The sequence below is a fragment of the Nocardioides panzhihuensis genome (assembly GCF_013408335.1).
Lineage (GTDB): Bacteria > Actinomycetota > Actinomycetes > Propionibacteriales > Nocardioidaceae > Nocardioides > Nocardioides panzhihuensis.
Map to the genome: position 1 here is coordinate 1,645,789 of NZ_JACBZR010000001.1, position 16,443 is coordinate 1,662,231.

Here is a 16,443-nt window from a genome sequence, read left to right on the forward strand (position 1 = left end):
CCCGGTGGACCTGCCCGCCCGGCGATCTACCGGCCAAGCAGGTGGGTGAGCCCCGCCGCGTACGCCTTCGGGGTCACGTCGCCGATCACGACCAGCTGCAGGATGTAGCCGGGCAGCAGGCCGGTGAGCACCATCGCGATCTTCTCGGGGTCCGCGTCCTTGCGGAACTGCCCCGCTTCGATGGCGGCCTCGGCGTAGCCCCGCCATGCCGCGCGGATGCCGCGCGCCTCGGGGGCCATCAGCGCGAGGAACTCGGGGTCGCGGGCAGCCTCGGCCCAGGTCTGCAGGGCGATGCGAGGCAGGTTGATGCCGAGCTCCTCGGAGAGGTTCAGGAGGTGCTGGGTGGCGGTCTCGATCGCCCGTTCGGGTGGGGGAGGGGCGCCGCCCGAGCCGGCCTCGACGACGAGGTCGTTGATCGCGTCCTTGATACCGGTCACCCCGGAGGAGGCGATCGCGTGGATGATCTCGTGCTTCCCGCGGAAGTAGGTGTAGACCGAGCCGGCGGAGAGACCGGACTCCCGGACCACGTCGGCCATCGTCGTCTTGTGGAACCCGTCGCGCTCCACGCAGCGCAGCGTCGCCGCGATGATCTGCTGACGTTTCTCGGTGCGGTGCTCATCGCTGACCTTGGGCATGCGACGAAGCGTACCTCAAAAGAAAACGAATGCTCGTTCTTGATAAATCGGCGCGGGAGGAGGAGAGTGCTCCTCAAAGAGAATGAACATTCGTTTTTAAGGAATCGCCATGTCCAAGTCAGTGAAAGCCGTGATCGGGATCAGCCTCGGCCTGGTCACCCTGCTCACCTTGCTCATCTCCGCGTTCGCCTGGCCCGCCAGCGAGATGGAGCCCAGATCGCTACCGCTGGTCGTGGCCGGCCCCGAGGCCGTGGTCACCCAGATCGAGACCCAGCTCGCCACCAGCGTGGGGGAGGACGCCTTCGAGGTCACCGCGGTCGCGGACCGCGAAGCAGCGGTCGAGGCGATCGAGAACCGGGAGGCGTACGGCGCGATCCTCGTAGGTCCTGAGGGTCAAGAGGTCCTGGTCGCCTCCGCGGCCAGCGCCAACGTCGCTCAGCAGCTCACCCAGATGGCCACCGCCATGGGTGGTGAGTCCGGAGGCCAGCCCGGCGCCCAGCCCACGGTCACCGACGTCATGCCGAGCGCGGAGGACGACCCGCGCGGCATCGTCTTCGGCGCGTCCGCCCTGCCGCTGGTCATCGGCGGCATCATGGCCGGCGCCATCACCTCGCTGGTGCTGACCCGCACCCGAGACCGGGTCGCGGCCGCGTTCCTGATCGCGATCGGTGGCGGCCTGGCGATGATCGGCGTCGTCCAGGGCTGGCTCGGCGCCCTGGAGGGCAGCTACCTGGCCAACGCCGGCGTCGTCGCCCTCGGCATCCTGGCGGTCGCGCTCCCGATCATCGGCCTGCGCCATCTCATCGGACCGGCCGGTGTCGGCATCGTGGCGCTGCTCGTCCTGCTGGTCGGCAACCCGATCTCCGGGATCACCTCAGCGCCGGAGATGGTGCCGTTCGGATGGCTCGGCCAGCTGATGCCCCCGGGAGCGGCCGGATCGGCGCTGCGCGGCTTCTCCTTCTTCGACGGTGCCGGGACCGCCATGCCGCTGATCGTCCTCGCCTGCTGGGCCGGCGCAGGCCTGCTCCTCACCGTGCTCCCGCACCGCGAGAAGCCCAGCGAGAAGCCCAGAGTCGAGGCGGAGGCAGCCGAGCGAACCACGCGTGACGCGGAGGCCGTAGCACGGTAGAACTGTAGGGATGACTCATCCACACGAGCCGGTCGGCGAGTGGTGGCGCGACCAGGTGGCCGCCCTCCACCGCTGGGGCCGGCTCGTGCTGCGCGACGAGGACGACTCGGTCCACCAGATGCGGGTGACCGTACGCAGGCTGCGCAGCGCCCTGGTGACCTACCGCCCGCTCCTCGACTCGGAGCGGACCGAGCCCCTCCGGTCCGAGCTGAAGTGGCTCGCCGCCCTCCTCGGAGACGTACGCGACGCAGAGGTGCTCCGCAAGCGGCTCCGACGCTGGGCGGCCGAGCACGGTCCAGGACCGTCCGGCATCGACGCACTCCGAGCGGCGATCGCCGAGCAGCACGCAGTAGGTCGCGCCCGGCTGCTGCCGGAGCTCGACGGGGAGCGCTACCGTGCGCTGATCGCCGGTCTCGCCGCGACCGACGGTCTCCCGTGGTCCGCAGGCGGCCCGGACAAGAAGCCGCTGCGCAAGCGCCTCCGCCGCGACTGGAGGCGGCTGGCGGCCGCTGTCGACAAGGCCGACCGCGCTACCAGCGCCGGTCGGCGGCGCGAGCAGCTCCACGAGGTGCGCAAGAAGGCCAAGCGCACCCGCTACACGGCGGAGTCGCTGCGGGAGGTCTTCGGCAAGGACGCCGAGCGCTGCGCGGATGCCGCCAGATCGATCCAGTCGGCGCTCGGCGACCTCAACGACTCCGTGGTCATGATCCGGGCGATCGAGGAGCTCCCTGAGCACGACGATGCCCTTCGTGAGTTCCTCGAGGCCGAGGAGGCCGCCGCCGATGCCGCCGAGGAGCGGTTCGCCTCCGTCTGGAAGAAGGCGAACCGCCCGAAGGTCCACGGCTGGCTGAGTCAGACCACAGGGAAGTCGAAGTAGGTGTCGGGAAAGGGCTCCTCGATCAGCGAGTAGTGCCACCACTCGCTCTCGTAGCGGCTGAACCCGCACGACTCCATCACCGAGCACAGCTGTGACCGGTTGCGCGCCGCGACCTCGGAGACCCCGGCGGCGCCGTGGTGGGAGATCTCGTCCATCAGGTCGTGGTCGCCGGCCATGTCCAGCAGCTCGCCGGAGGCCAGATCGAAGAGGGTCAGGTCGACGGTGCTGCCGCGGCTGTGACCGGACTTCGTGGCGACGTACCCCTTCTCGAACATCTCCGGGCGGGTGATCGCGGGGTAGTGGGCGCGCTTGCGCGCGTCGTCCGCGGGTGGGGGCTCCTCGGCCCAGCGCAGGAAGGCGTCGACGGCGCGCTGGGGGCGGTAGCCGTCCCACAGCAGGATGCCGAACCCGAGGGCTGCCGCATCGTCCCGTGCCTGGGTGAGCGCTGCGCAGAGCTCGCGGGTTCCGACGATCCGGTTCACCAGATAGCCGTCGACGGGCTTTCCGGTGAAGTTGTCCCAGGTGGCGTACTTGGCGTCCCAGCGGATGCCGGGCACCAGTTCGTCGACGAAGGCGAACCCGTCCCTCATCGAGCCGTCTCCTCCAGCGCCAGGGCGACCGCGCGGTCGAGGAGCTCGGTCATCGAGATCCCGGCCGCGGCCATCATCCGCGGGTAGCGGCTGTAGGAGGTGAGCCCGGGCAAGGTGTTGACCTCGTTGAGCACCACGGTGCCGTCAGCCTTGAGGAACATGTCGACCCGCGCCAGTCCGCGGCAGCCCAGCGCGCGGTAGACCCGCTGCGCCTCGGCCTTGACCAGCGCCTGCGCCTCGGCAGGGATGTCGGCCGGCACGATGAAGGTCGCGTTCTCCGAGCCGGTCTCGGGGGCGTCCTCCTGATGGATCTTGAAGAAGCCGTGCGAGAGCGCGACGTGGTCGACCTCTCCGGTGACCAGGTCGGTGCCGTTGCCGAGGATCGAGCAGCCGATCTCCTCGGCGACGACCCCTTCCTCGACGAGCACCTTCTGGTCGTACTGCCGCGCCGTCGCCACCGCCTCGGCCAGCTCGTCCGCCGAGGTCACCTTGCTGACGCCGAAGGACGATCCGGAGCGGGCGGGCTTCACGAAGACCGGGTAGGGGAGAGCGCCGGCGTCGCCAATGGTCTGCACAGTGTCATCGGGGCCGAGGATCCAGAAGTTCGGCGTCGGGATGCCTGCCTCGCCGACGACCGTGTAGGCCAGCGACTTGTCCATGCACAGCGCCGAGCTCTGCACGTCGCAGCCGACGTAGGGGATCCCGGAGAGCTCGAAGAGCCCCTGGATCGCGCCGTCCTCGCCGAGCTTGCCGTGCAGGACCGGCAGCACGACGTCGAGCCGGACCGGCTCGTACTTGCCCTCGTCGAGGACGAGCAGCCCGTGGACGCTGCGGTCGGGGGAGAGCACCACCGGGCGGTGCGCGCCGTCCTCCCAGCTCGCCTCCGGCCCGTCGCACAGGCGCCAGTCGCCGCTCTTGGTGATGCCGATCCAGTACGCCTCGTACTTGTCGGCGTCGAGGTGCCTCGCCACCTCCTGGGCCGACTTCACCGAGACGGGGTGCTCCTCGAAGACGCCACCGAAGATGACGCCGACCTTGAGCCTGGGCGACTTGGACATCTTGGACTCAGACATGCTGGAACCTGCTTTCGAATTCACGACAGTTCATGATGGAGTTCTCGACCGTGTCCTGGAGGGCATGGTCGGTGAGATAGGCGATATGCGGGCTGACCAGCACGTTCGGCATCTCTTGGAGCCGCGCCAGCCAGCCGTTGGGGATCTCGCGTCCCCTCAGATCGGCATAGAAGATGCCTTCCTCGCCCTCGACGACGTCCAGGGCCGCGCCGCCCAACCGGCCCTCCTCGAGGGCCACAACGAGCGCCGGCGTCTCGATGAGCGCCCCGCGGCCGGTGTTGATGACGTACGCGCCGGGGCGCATCCGGGCGATGCGCCGCCGGTCGAGGAGATGGTGCGACTCCTCGCTGAGCGGCGCGTGGAGAGTGACCACGTCGCTGCGCTCGACGAGGGTGTCGAGGTCGACGTGCTCGACCCCCGCGGTCGCCGGGCGGGGCCGGATGTCGTAGGCGAGCACCTCGCAGCCGAAGCCCCGCAGCCGGTCGATGACCGCAGCGCCGATCCGCCCGGTCCCGACCACGCCGACGGTCAGGTCGCGCAGCTCGCGGCCCCGAGCGGTCGCCGGGCGGTAGTCGTGGGCGTCGGTGCGCCGGATCGTCGCCTTGGCCTCGCGCACCGACATCAGCATCAGCATCAGCGTGTAGTCGGCCACCGAGTCGGGTGAATAGGCGACGTTCCCGACCGTCATCCCGATGTTCGCCGCGAATTCGACGTCGATATGGTTGAATCCCACGCTTCGCGTCGAGACATATCGCACCCCTGCCCTTTTCAGGGCCAGGAGCGTCGCATTCGATATCGGCGTCTTATGGCTCACACTGACGCACCGGTTTCCGCGGGCCAGCTCGGCATTGTCCGCATCGACCGCCTCGGGCGTGGTGGTCAGGGAGACGCCGAGCGTGGGTGCCAGCGACTCGAAGAGTCCCTTCTCGTCGGGTGCGCAGCCGTAGACCGCGATCTGGAAGGCCGACGAGATCGAGGTCGGATGTGTCGGATGTGTCGGTTCTGTCAGTGCCGTCAGGGTCGGTTCGTGGTTGATCATCGCCGCCAGCAAACTCCATGAGCAGTTGCGGGCCCGTATGGATTTTCCGATATGCCGGCGATAGGTGGTTCGGCGATCTCGGGCGCGGTTATCGTCCGCATATCGTTTAGCGCATACGCGCCGACAACACCGGATCTCGAAGACTGATGGGATGATTCCCCTCAGCTTGGACGAAATAGCCTCGTTGGTCGGCGGGAAGGTCGTCGGCGACGGCTCCGTGACGGTGAACGCCCCGGCCGTGATCGACGGCCGCGCGGCGGATCCCGGCGGCCTCTTCGTCGCGTTCGCCGGTGAGCACGCCGACGGCCACGAGTACGCGCCACAGGCGGCCGCGGCCGGCGCCGTCGCCGCGCTCGGCTCGCGCCCGACAGCCCTCCCGACCGTCGTCGTCGAGGATGCGCAGGCCGCGCTGCAACGCCTGGCCGCCCATGTCGTCTCGATGCTGCGCGAGGAGATGACCGTGGTCGCGGTCACCGGCTCCCAGGGCAAGACCAGCACCAAGGACATGATCGAGGCCGTGCTGTCGACCGCTGCGCCGACCGTGGCGACCTCAGGGTCGTTCAACAACGAGCTCGGCGTACCTCTCACCATGCTGCGCGCCGACAGGACCACGAGGTTCCTCGTGCTCGAGATGGGGGCCCGGCACATCGGCGACATCGCCGAGCTGACCGGCCTGGTCGCGCCGGACATCGCCGTCGTCACGAACGTCGGTCAGGCACACCTGGGCGAGTTCGGGTCGCGCGAGGCGATCGCTGTGGCCAAGAGCGAGCTGGTGCGCGGGCTCGCTGCCGGCGGCACGGCCGTGCTCCACGCCGACGACCCCAGAGTGCTCGCGATGTCCGAACTCACCGACGGTCCGGTGCTGGCCTTCGGCGCCGGTGACTGCGCGAGCGTACGCGTGTGCGGCCTGTCCCTGGACCGGCTCGGCCGGCCCTCGTTCACGTTGCGTTACGACGGCGACAGCGCTGTCGTCAGGCTCCCGTTCGTCGGCGCCCACTGGACGCTCAACGCCGCGGCCGCCGCGGCAGCGGGCCTGACCGCCGGGGTCCCCCTCGAACAGGCCGCGACCGCCCTGAACACCGCCTCGATCTCGAAGTGGCGCATGGAGCTGCGCGCCCTCGACAGCGGCGCGACCCTCCTCGACGACTCCTACAACGCCAACCCCGAGTCCACCCGTGCCGGCCTGGACGCGCTCGCCTCGATCGACGCCAAGCGCCGCATCGCCGTCCTCGGCGAGATGCTCGAGCTCGGCGAGGCGAGCCGCGACGCCCATCACGAGATCGGGACGTACGCAGCGACCCGGGCCGACCTCGTCATCACCATCGGCGAGGCCGCCGCCGTCATCGCCGACGGCGCGGGGGAGAGGGCCCTCGCGCTGCCCGACAACGCCGCCGCCATTGCTTGGCTGCGGAGCCACGTTGCTTCCGGCGACGTGGTCCTCGTCAAGGCCTCACGCGGCGCCCGCCTCGACGAGGTCGCCGCGGCACTAGGCTGATGCCTAAGGCTCTGACGGCACTATCAGGGTGCGACGCGGTAAGCAGGTGGTCGAACGCCGCGCGCTCTCGACCTGCTTGGCGTAGTCTCCTCAACGTTGCTCCGCGGATGTCGAACACCCGACCACGGGGCCGAAACTTGAGATTTTACGTTTATATACGGCGCTCGCGGGTATGAGCACATCGTGAACAAACCTGTGACGACAATTCTCGGGAGACTGCTGTGGTAGAGACTGTTAGCAGTTTTGCACACCCAGTCTCGGGTGGAGGCTGGGCGCGATGAGCGAGCCGACTCTTCAAACGGACATCGAAAGGCTCTACACGGCAGGCAAGGAACTCATGCCTGCCGCCGCAGATCGCCTGTCCAAGCTTGCCGGAGATGTTTCAGGTCAGCTTGAGGTGCTCAACCAGCAAGCAGCGCTGGCGGGAGATCCCGCGATTCTCCGTACGATGCTCGGCGTAGGCAACGACGTCTATGACGTCGTCCGCCAGGGTGTGATCTCGCTCAACCACGCCGCCACAGCGATGATCAAGACGGCTGACGACTACCGGAGGACGGACCAAGCCGCCCGCGATGACTTCAACCGACTGGAGAACAATCTTCAGAACGCGCCGCAACCACGCGCCGCCGACACTCCACCTTGGCTGGCCAAACTTGAGGGCCCCGGCGCCGGTGCTGGAGACGAAAACACCCCCTCCACTCCAGACCCCGATGCGCCTAGCGTAGATGCCGACCAGCGCGAGGAGAACGAAGAGAACAGCGAGTTCGAGCACGAGCGCCAGAAGCGGAGGGGGTGAGACCATGGCATTCTCGCGCGACACATTCGAGCAGACCTTGCGGGATATCGAGACTCACCTCGGCTACCTTCGCGGCAACGAGAACGCGTGGAAGTACCTCCGCGAGATTCAACAGGATTCTGTCGGGAGCGAACACCCGCTTCTCACCGTGATGCGACTCGACGACGGATACTCGTTTCCCTGCCCTGAGGGGCGGTTCAAAGTCGAGCCGTCACGGACCTGGTGGCTCGATATCCGCACACCCGCTGACACCACGTTCGACGTGGAAAACTACCGCAAGCTCATCCAGCGGGGAGCCGACATGGCTTGGCAGGACGGCGCTGCGTGGGCATCCGGGGTTGCAGGCTACGCCACGAGTGTGTGTAACCAGTTCCTGCAACCCGACGTGCCTGCGATGGTCAGCACCATTCTCGAGATGCAACGCAACGCAGTGGTCCCGCTGACCCAGGCAACGGTCGACGACTGGGCGAAGCTCGGTACATTGCCAACGCAATGGCACGGCGAAGCTGGCAACGCCTTCTACGAGTTCTACAGCAATTACAACGAGTCGATCGGAATCTGCGGCACGTTCCTGGGCATGGTCACGTTTGGGTTCTCTGCTGCCGCGAAGATCATCAGTGGCACCCAGTTCGGCGCCCAGTTCTTTTTGGACTCCGTTCTTGAGGGTCTCAAAGCCCAACTCGATCAATGGGCGCACTACGACCTCGAGCCACCCGAACCCGCAGATGTCCCCACCTGGGTCGCGGACATTCAACAGATCGGCAGTTCCGCTCTGGACCTGCTCGCTGACACTGTCCCGGTTGTCGGCGACGCGGTTCAAAAGGTGACTGACTTTCAGGGTCATGTCGACAAGGCCCGGGCGCTGATCAAGGACATCGAAGATGTGTCGGGCAAGGATTTCCTTCCTGAGAAGCACACACGCATCGAGGTGAAGACGGCCGAGCAGATCTACACCGGCCTCACTGAAACCCTTTACAACGACTACTACAGCGCCTACAACGACGCGCTCGACAGCCTGCAAGCCGGGGGAACAGGCAGCAGCGTGCCGGATCCCAACGACCTCGCCGGCAGCGCTTACAGCGGTGATGGCGTTGAGACCCAGATGCACGTCCTGCGGGACCAGATCCAGCTCCCGCAGGTTCCGGACAGAAGCCTTCGCGGAGAGGATTCGTACAATTAGGTTCAACAGGCCATCCGCGCTCACCCGCCTTGCACGGCCGGGACGTTCCTCTCTCGGTGCCTGCGGCGCGCTTCTCGTGGGTGGGCTTGTTCTCGCCGCGTGTGGGACACAAGCTGACCCGGATCCAGAACCCACAGCAGGGAAGTCGCTCTCGCTGAGTTGGCAGGTGGCACTCGATCAGCCGAACGCGTTCACTCTCAACGACTTGTCTACGCGTGGCCGATTCGATCTCGGACCAACCCGCTGGGTGACCGACGACTCAGTGATCTCACTCGGAGCGACAGAACTGGTCTCGTACGATCTAGCGAGCGGGGACAAACGGTGGACGGCCGGAATCCCCGGCGGTGAGATCTGCGCCGCGTCGTTCGATCTCACCTCTGACGGGACTGGCGCCGTGCTGTCAGGCGAGCGCTGCACAAAGGTCACCACCTTCGACACGAGCACTGGGAAGCAAGTCTGGTCGGCCGATTCAGGGCTGAACAACCCCTCGGGTGGCAACCCACATCCCGCTGGCACGAACGGCATCTCGGTGACCGACGAAGCGGTCACCGTCACCAGCCAGTGCAGTGGCGCGGCAACCCTCGACATGGGGTTCGGAGCAGTCCGCCATACGTTCCCTGGCGCCGACTGCACAGCAACGGCGTCGTACGAGAATGTCGTGGTCTCGGGCACCCGTGGTCAGAACGCGTACGAGACCTATGGCGCCGAGACGGGTGACCAGTTGGCTTCGTTCAGTGGCGCGCCGGTACCCGCAACGCCATGGCGGGTGGTCAGCGCAGACCCCCTCGTCGTAGCTGGCACCGGTGGGAACGTCTTCGGGCTATGGTCGCTGCGCGGGGGAAAGGTGACCCAGGTGGGGGAGACGGTGAACTCGCTCCCGCCCGAGACGATCCGCTTCGCGCAAGTCGTCGGCGAGCGCCTTTACGTCATGCTGAACGAGAGCACGTTGCTCAAGGTGTATGACTTGACGGATGGACGAGAAGTGGCGACCAGCAAACTGGCTGAGGGCGAGTCTGTCGCGGGCGTGGATGGCGCCACGGTCATCACTGTCGGGCCAACCTCCGGGGACGCGCCGACCAACGCGGTCGTGCATGCCTGGAATCCGGACGACCCCGACCACGTCACCACGCTCGCGACGATCCCCGGGGGTGCGACCGAGCCGGACGGTCTGAGTACGCTCGACGGCACGTTGAGTCTCCACGACAGGTGGCTGCTGATCGGATACAAGGAATTGCGCGCCTATAGGTTGCCTGGATGAGGTGACGACCGGGCGCCTGTTTGCGCACCGATGCGCGGCCACGGGGCGCGAGACGGACCAGTTGCGACGGCGGGTCTGCGTCCGATCAGGAGGCAGGTTCGAAGGTCGACATCACCTGATTGATCATCTCATCAATCTGCTTGCGATCGACCATGCCGCGGTTGAACATCCATAGGACACCGACAAGTTGTCCATTGTGGACCGTCCCGTACTCGTCGACCCACTGGGCGTCATTCTCGCCGCGGACGTGGTAAAAGCGGACCCCGCCGAGAGTCACGTCTGGAAGGCGCTCGACCTTGTCTTGGCCAGCTTTCTTCGAGAACTTCAGCGATACCTCGGCGGCGCTATCGATAGCATCGTCCGAGTCAAGTGTCGGGTTTGACGTGAAAGTCCCGCCACCTACACGAGCCCCGCCTTCCCGCTGGGGCGGCGCCTGCAACTCGAGCCCGGTGGGTCCCTCCTCGACGTCCCAGTCTGGCGGGACGAAGAACTGGCCCCCGTCGTCCTTGGCTGGGTGCCATCCGGCATTCGGCTCAGAAGGACTCGCCGATGCCGGGCTGGTCGGGCTTGCGGACGTGGCGCCCTCGCCAGCGTCCTCGGTCGAGCCGCATGCGCTCAACGTCATGCCTAGAAGCGTGATGGCAACAACAGCAGAGACTGAAACCATGTGGCGGGTCCGCGCCCGAGTTGTCGGCATGGTGGCGAGCGTAGCGAGCCGCAGTCGAGGCCGCGAGATGCAACGCTGAACCAGGACGTACAACGTCGTGGACAGGATGATGACCGTCCTGCAAAATGCGTAATTGAAGGTTGATGGGTCCCGGGTCACCGCCTCGACAGCGCGTTCGGTCGACGCTTCAACACATGCGCCATCTGAGGGGGATTCCGTGGGGAGCGGGAAAGAGACCAAGGTCGATCAAGAGATTGTCGACAGTATGAAGAACATGCTTGTCGACATGAAGGTCGACGTCGACAAACTGCGGGTGGAGGCGCCACGTCCGGGACTTCTCGGGCAAGGCGCGACTGGCGAGTCACTCAAGACTCAGCTCGATCTCGCGACCGAGCGGATCAGCAGCACGCTGTCACACCTTTCGGACGCTCTGATCAAGTTCTACGACGGAACTGACCGCGCAGCCAAAGAAATCACAGGCGCAGATGGAGACGCCGGCGATTGGGGCAAAGCATTGAGCGCGGGCGTTGCGATGGTGAGCCAGCCGCTCCATATGGGCTTGGGCGAGGACGATCGTCCTGATGCACTGCCTCTTCCGATCCCCTTCCTGCCGATACCGCCTGGACTGCTCCAGGAGATGCAATCGCGCGCCGAGATCATGGGCTCCTCGTCCGTAGAGGACGGTGCCTGATGGGGGCCGTTGATGGTGGAGGCGGTGTCGGCCGGGTCAAGGGCCCGCACATGATTCGCCTGCAGCAATACCTCCTGGCAGCCGATGCGCAAGACATCGACGCACACGTCACCAACTGGCGCAGGTCCGAAAGGCTGTTTCGGGCTGCTGCTACGCAGTTCACGACCCTGGCAAAGGGATGTGGGGACGCTTTTGCCGAGTCCTCCTTTACGGCTCAGAGGGCCGCGAGCTCGTACAACGAGGCGTCGGAGCAGATGCTCGAGAAGGCGGCTACGATTGCGGCAGCCTGCGCCGCGATGTCGCGCGTTGCGGAACGATACGACCGAGCCAAGCAGAAGTATGACTTCCACGAGGCCAACTTGCCGACCTCCCACGGCGCGGCGCCGAGCGCATCCGACCCGGCGTACACGACCGAGGGTCACACCGGGGCCGAGAAGGCGAGTCGCGAGAGTGCGCTGAGCGAGGCGAAGGCAAAGCACGCGGCGGAGGCGCAGGCGATCGCGGATGCCGAGCGGGAGGCGGCCATCCAGTGCCAGCAGATCGATGACGGCAATCAGGAAGCCGAGCCGAAGGTGCGGGCGATCACGGAGCCGCCGTCGTCGACGGCGCCCGGGTCGAACGGCAGCGGTGGCTCGGGCAGTTCGTCCGGGGGCTATTCCAGCCCGGGCTCGCGCAGCGCGGTCGCCGCGGCTCAGGCGAAGTACGACTCGGTGAACCCGGGCACGCTCTACGCCGAGGGCGAGGGACACCAGATCCGGGCAGAGCAGAAGGAGATCATCAGGCAGGCCCACGCCGAGAACATCCCGGAGTGGGACAACGCCGCCGGAGTGTGGGTCAACGCTGATGGCTCTCCTGCACCGGCAACGAACTACGCCAGCATCGAGACCGCGGAAGGTCTGGCACCGCTCGGCGGTGGCGCCGGCGGAGCGGCTGCGCTTGGGATCGGGCTCGGCGGCGCCGGGCTCGCGGTCGGCGCCGCCGCGGCGCTGAGGGCCAAGTTCGGTGCCGGAGCGGCAGCAGCCGCCGGCAAGGTCGGTGCCGCCAGCAGCCCGGCGAGGGCCGCCGCCGGAAGGGCGGCCAGCACGGCGCCGAGGGTCGGAGCCCCCGGCCAGGCTGCACGATCGGGTGCCGCTGGCGCGCGCGGCGCAGGAGGCCGAGCCGGAGCCGGCGCCGGCGGTCGGGCTGCGGCCGGTGCGGGCAGCCGTGGCCAGATGCGTGGCGCAGGTGCCGGAGCGGCCGGTCGCGGAGGTAGGGGCAAGGACAAGCAGAGCGGCGATCCGGACCTCGACTTCGTGGCCGACTACTCGGCGGACTACAGCGACGAAGAGTACGAACGCCTTCTTGCGCTGAAACGCTTCGACGACGAGCAGAAGCGGCAGCTCCGCAACCGACCAGACGCGTAGCCAGCACGGCCGTACGGTCTGGTGCGGTCAGACCGACCGCACCAGACCGTTGCTGTTCGCCGTGCTCGGTGCGGTCGCGGTGCACTGCCGCCACCAGGGCCACGACAAGATCGCGGCGACGGTGGCGCCGCCGGCGTTGAGGAGCACATCGTCGATGGAAGAGACCCGGTCCAGGCGCAGGGTGTGCTGCAGGGTCTCGATCGTCACCGACCCGGCGATGCCCAGGACGAGGACCCGCCCCACCGAGCGCAGCACCCGGAATCGGATCGGGCCGAAGAAGCCGGCCGCGGCGAAGATCAGCAGGTTGCCGACGACGCCGATGGGCGTCATGGTCGGCAGATCCTCGAGCGGCACCAGGCTCACGCTGCCGTCGACCTGACCGGCCATCGGGCCGGGGACCATCGTCAGCAGTACGAACGGCACGGTGCCGTAGACGATCGCGACCTCGGCCAGCGACGTACGCCATGCCCGGCCCGGCGCCAGACCGAACCCCCGGCGCAACAGCGCCAGGAGCGGCACCGCCGCCATCGCCACGGGCAGCGCCAGGATGGTGAGCAGGGCGATGCCCATGAAGGTGAGTGAGCCCGATTCGTTCATCATCACTGGTTCCGCCGTCTCATGTAGAGGTCGAAGGCCCGATAGACGATCGGGCGCAGCGGCAGGTCCCACTCGCCGACGTACCTCACCGCCTGCCCGCCGGTGCCGACCTTGAACTGGATCAGTCCGACGTGGGAGTCGTCGGTGGACAGGGTCGGGGTGATGCCGCGCAGGTCGTAGACGTCGCAGCCGGCGGCCAGCGAGTCGCGGATCATCGCCCACTGACAGGCGTTGGAGCCGCGTACGTCCCGTTTCGTCGTCGACGAGGCGCCGTAGACGTACCAGGCGTGGCCGCCGACGCGGACGTAGATCGTCGCTGCGACCAGGTCACCGTCGTGATGGGCGAGGTAGAGGCTGATCCGTGCGGGGTCTTCGGCTCTCAGCGCCGTGAACATCTTCTCGAAGTAGGCCAGCGGCCTCGGCGTGAACCGGTCGCGCTCGGCGGTGTGGACGTAGAGGTCGTGGAACGCCTTCAGGTCCTCCCCACCGGTCGAGGCGGTGACCTCGACGCAGGCCTTGGCGGCCTTCTTGATGTTGCGCCGCCAGAGCTGGTTCATCCCGGTGAGCACGTCGTCCTCGGAACGCGCCGTCCCGTCCGGGCGGCGCAGCGGGATCTCGTACGTGAACTGCGGCTGCCCCGCCCCGAACCCGCTCTCGGGGTTCTGCGGGATCCAGCCGGAGTCGCACAGATACCGGGCCACGTCGTTGCCGACCGGGTCGGCGCGCCCGGGCAGATCGGTGAGGCGGACGACCCCCGGGTCTGCGATGCCCTCCTTGACCTCCGCGGCGCTCCAGATGTCGGTCCGCACCGGGGGAGCGACCCGGATCGCGAACGCGCCCTGCGAGCGCAGGTAGGAGACCAGCGGCGGCATCCAGACGGTGAGCCCACCGGCCCAGTCGATGTCCGGCCCCCACGGAAGGTACGCCAGCGTGTAGCCCAGCCGCGGCACCGGCCGGTGAAGCACCAGCCCGGTTCCGGCGAGCCGCTCGCCGGCGTACCAACCCAGCGACTCGGCACGCCACTCGGTCTTCACCGCGGCCCAGGCCGGGGTCTGCTGGAAGCTGACCGAGCGCCGCGACCTGATGTGGTCGAGGTGCTCGGTGGAACTGATCGGTCTGACGGTGAAGGTCACCCTGCCAGTCAACCTGGATGGGTGTCGTCAGGGCATATGCCGTTTCGGATACATCGGCGATATGTCATCGACCTAGGATCATTGGCATGCGGGTGCTGGTGGTCGAGGACGAGCCGTTGATGGCTGAGGCCATCCGGGACGGATTGCGGCTGGAGGCGATCGCCGCCGACATCGCCGGTGACGGCGACACGGCTCTGGAGATGCTGAGCGTGAACGCCTACGACATCGCCGTGCTCGACCGCGACATCCCCGGTCCCTCGGGCGACGAGATCGCCAAGCGGATCGTCGCCTCCGGGACCGGGATGCCCATCCTGATGCTCACCGCCGCCGACCGGCTCGACGACAAGGCCTCTGGGTTCGAGCTGGGTGCCGACGACTACCTGACCAAGCCGTTCGAGCTGCGCGAGCTGGTGCTGCGGCTGCGGGCCCTCGACCGGCGGCGCGCCCACAACCGGCCGCCGGTGCGGGAGATCGCCGGCCTGCGGATCGACCCGTTCCGGCGGGAGGTCTATCGCGACGGCCGCTACGTCGCGCTGACCCGCAAGCAGTTCGCCGTGCTCGAGGTGCTCGCCGCGGCCGAAGGCGGCGTCGTCAGCGCCGAAGAGCTGCTGGAGCGGGCGTGGGACGAGAACGCCGACCCGTTCACCAACGCCGTTCGCATCACCGTCTCCGCCCTGCGCAAGCGGCTCGGCGAGCCGGCGATCATCGCGACCGTGCCGGGCGTGGGATACCGCATCGATGTCGACGCCTAGCGAAACGGGTCGCCGACGCCCGGGGATGAGCGTCAGGCTCAAGCTGACGTTGAGCTACGCCGGCGTCATCGTGGTCACCGGTGTCCTGCTGCTCGCGGTGGTGTGGGTCTTCCTGCTGCGCTACGTACCTGACGGAGTATGGGTGCAGTGGCCGCAGGAGCCTGGACGGCCGAGCGCACCCTTCGTCCCCAACCGCTCCGACCTGGAGCGTGCCTTCGTGCCGCGGGCGGCCATGATGATGGCCGGCCTGCTCGTGTTCGGGCTGGTGGGAGGCTGGATCCTCGCCGGACGGATGCTCGCCCCGTTGACCAGGATCACCGAGGCGACGCGTACGGCCGCCGACGGGTCGCTCTCGCACCGAATCGAGCTCGAAGGTCCCGGCGACGAGTTCCGTGAGCTCGCCGACGGATTCGATGACATGCTCGCCAAGCTCGAGGCGCAGGTGGCCGAGCAGCAGCGGTTCGCCGCCAACGCCTCCCACGAGCTGCGTACGCCGCTGGCGATCACGCAGACGCTGCTCGACGTCGCCGGCAAGGACCCCGACCGCAACGTCGAGGCGCTCGTCGACCGGCTGCGCCTGATCAACTCCCGCGCGATCGACCTGACCGAGGCTCTCCTCGTGCTCAGCCGCGCCGACCAGCGCTCCTTCGCCCGTGAGCCGGTCGATCTGTCACTGGTGGCGGAGGAGGCGGTCGAGACACTGCTGCCGCTCGCCGAGCACCGCGGGGTGCGGATCGAGACCTCTGGCGACCAGGCTTCGGTCATCGGCTCTCCGGCACTCCTGCTGCAGGTCGCGACCAACCTGATCCACAACGCGATCGTCCACAACCTGACCGAGGACGGGTCGGTGTCGGTCACCGTCGTCGCCACCGAGAAGAGCGTGGTCCTCTCCGTCGCGAACACCGGCGAGGAGCTCGCTCGTGAGCTCGTCGCCACGCTCACCGAGCCGTTCCAACGAGGCACCCAGCGCATTCACGGGGACCAGGCCGGCGTCGGTCTGGGGCTGGCGATCGTCAAGAGCATCACCCGCGCCCACGACGGCAACCTCGCCGTGCTCGCCCGCTCCGGTGGTGGGCTGCGGGTCTCGGTCGAGCTGCCCCGGGCTGCCTGATCCGGCCGCGGCCACGC

General features: G+C 67.7%; 17 protein-coding genes. 10 read left to right on the plus strand and 7 right to left on the minus strand.

Going from position 1 to position 16,443, the window contains the following annotated elements:
- Positions 1-26: 26 nt before the first annotated feature.
- The gene (locus tag BJ988_RS07670; protein WP_179657483.1) at positions 27-635 is read right to left on the minus strand and encodes a TetR/AcrR family transcriptional regulator; all 609 of its coding nucleotides are present in this window, start codon (positions 633-635) and stop codon (positions 27-29) included.
- A 109-nt stretch (positions 636-744) separates the two neighbouring features.
- Here BJ988_RS07670 and BJ988_RS07675 point away from each other — a divergent pair, with 109 nt between their 5' ends.
- Both BJ988_RS07675 and BJ988_RS07680 read left to right on the plus strand, forming a co-directional pair.
- Positions 745-1,764 carry a hypothetical protein gene (locus BJ988_RS07675; protein WP_179657484.1) on the plus strand — a complete coding sequence of 340 codons (1,020 nt, stop codon included), beginning with the start codon at positions 745-747 and terminating at the stop codon, positions 1,762-1,764.
- A 10-nt stretch (positions 1,765-1,774) separates the two neighbouring features.
- A complete protein-coding gene (locus BJ988_RS07680) occupies positions 1,775-2,641 on the plus strand; it encodes a CHAD domain-containing protein (RefSeq protein WP_179657485.1) in 867 nt (288 codons plus the stop codon).
- On the opposite strand, the gene vanX is transcribed toward BJ988_RS07680, so the two are convergent.
- From vanX to BJ988_RS07695, 3 genes are read right to left on the minus strand one after another with little or no spacing between them, the layout of a single operon-like run.
- A complete protein-coding gene (gene vanX / locus BJ988_RS07685) occupies positions 2,617-3,231 on the minus strand; it encodes a D-Ala-D-Ala dipeptidase VanX (protein ID WP_179657486.1) in 615 nt (204 codons plus the stop codon). The genes BJ988_RS07680 and vanX overlap by 25 nt on opposite strands.
- On the minus strand, positions 3,228-4,289 hold the full coding sequence (vanA, locus tag BJ988_RS07690) for a D-alanine--(R)-lactate ligase (protein ID WP_179661375.1): 1,062 nt from the start codon (positions 4,287-4,289) through the stop codon (positions 3,228-3,230). Before vanA ends, vanX begins: the two co-directional genes overlap by 4 nt.
- Positions 4,290-4,296: 7 nt before the next feature.
- The gene (locus BJ988_RS07695) at positions 4,297-5,343 is read right to left on the minus strand and encodes a D-isomer specific 2-hydroxyacid dehydrogenase family protein (protein ID WP_179657487.1); all 1,047 of its coding nucleotides are present in this window, start codon (positions 5,341-5,343) and stop codon (positions 4,297-4,299) included.
- Positions 5,344-5,509: 166 nt separating this feature from the next.
- Here BJ988_RS07695 and BJ988_RS07700 point away from each other — a divergent pair, with 166 nt between their 5' ends.
- The 4 genes from BJ988_RS07700 to BJ988_RS07715 all read left to right on the plus strand — a co-directional run bounded on the left by BJ988_RS07700 (position 5,510) and on the right by BJ988_RS07715 (position 10,072).
- A complete protein-coding gene (locus BJ988_RS07700; RefSeq protein ID WP_246321431.1) occupies positions 5,510-6,838 on the plus strand; it encodes a UDP-N-acetylmuramoyl-tripeptide--D-alanyl-D-alanine ligase in 1,329 nt (442 codons plus the stop codon).
- A 277-nt stretch (positions 6,839-7,115) separates the two neighbouring features.
- Entirely contained in the window at positions 7,116-7,634 is a 519-nt protein-coding gene (locus BJ988_RS07705) for a hypothetical protein (RefSeq protein WP_179657489.1), read from the plus strand.
- A 4-nt stretch (positions 7,635-7,638) separates the two neighbouring features.
- Positions 7,639-8,814 (plus strand): hypothetical protein, encoded by a 1,176-nt coding sequence (locus BJ988_RS07710; RefSeq protein WP_179657490.1) that lies wholly within the window; start codon positions 7,639-7,641, stop codon positions 8,812-8,814.
- A 166-nt stretch (positions 8,815-8,980) separates the two neighbouring features.
- Positions 8,981-10,072, plus strand: a complete 1,092-nt coding sequence (locus BJ988_RS07715; protein ID WP_179657491.1) for a PQQ-binding-like beta-propeller repeat protein — start codon at positions 8,981-8,983, stop codon at positions 10,070-10,072.
- 85 nt (positions 10,073-10,157) lie between these two features.
- On the opposite strand, the gene BJ988_RS07720 is transcribed toward BJ988_RS07715, so the two are convergent.
- Positions 10,158-10,697 (minus strand): hypothetical protein, encoded by a 540-nt coding sequence (locus BJ988_RS07720; protein ID WP_179657492.1) that lies wholly within the window; start codon positions 10,695-10,697, stop codon positions 10,158-10,160.
- A 307-nt stretch (positions 10,698-11,004) separates the two neighbouring features.
- Between BJ988_RS07720 and BJ988_RS07725 the strand changes: the two genes are divergently transcribed.
- Together BJ988_RS07725 and BJ988_RS07730 are read left to right on the plus strand one after the other, a co-directional pair.
- On the plus strand, positions 11,005-11,430 hold the full coding sequence (locus BJ988_RS07725; protein WP_179657493.1) for a hypothetical protein: 426 nt from the start codon (positions 11,005-11,007) through the stop codon (positions 11,428-11,430).
- Positions 11,431-11,726: 296 nt separating this feature from the next.
- Entirely contained in the window at positions 11,727-12,833 is a 1,107-nt protein-coding gene (locus tag BJ988_RS07730) for a hypothetical protein (protein WP_179657494.1), read from the plus strand.
- Between the two features lie 27 nt (positions 12,834-12,860).
- Here the strand turns inward: BJ988_RS07730 and BJ988_RS07735 are convergent, their stop codons facing one another.
- A complete protein-coding gene (locus tag BJ988_RS07735; protein ID WP_179657495.1) occupies positions 12,861-13,433 on the minus strand; it encodes a VanZ family protein in 573 nt (190 codons plus the stop codon).
- A complete protein-coding gene (locus BJ988_RS07740) occupies positions 13,433-14,563 on the minus strand; it encodes a peptidoglycan bridge formation glycyltransferase FemA/FemB family protein (RefSeq protein WP_179657496.1) in 1,131 nt (376 codons plus the stop codon). The genes BJ988_RS07735 and BJ988_RS07740 overlap by 1 nt, the downstream gene beginning before the upstream one ends.
- Before the next feature lie 86 nt (positions 14,564-14,649).
- Here BJ988_RS07740 and BJ988_RS07745 point away from each other — a divergent pair, with 86 nt between their 5' ends.
- Together BJ988_RS07745 and BJ988_RS07750 are read left to right on the plus strand one after the other, a co-directional pair.
- Positions 14,650-15,315 carry a response regulator transcription factor gene (locus BJ988_RS07745; protein ID WP_179657497.1) on the plus strand — a complete coding sequence of 222 codons (666 nt, stop codon included), beginning with the start codon at positions 14,650-14,652 and terminating at the stop codon, positions 15,313-15,315.
- 25 nt (positions 15,316-15,340) lie between these two features.
- On the plus strand, positions 15,341-16,426 hold the full coding sequence (locus BJ988_RS07750; protein WP_179657498.1) for a sensor histidine kinase: 1,086 nt from the start codon (positions 15,341-15,343) through the stop codon (positions 16,424-16,426).
- The last annotated feature ends 17 nt before the right edge of the window (positions 16,427-16,443 follow it).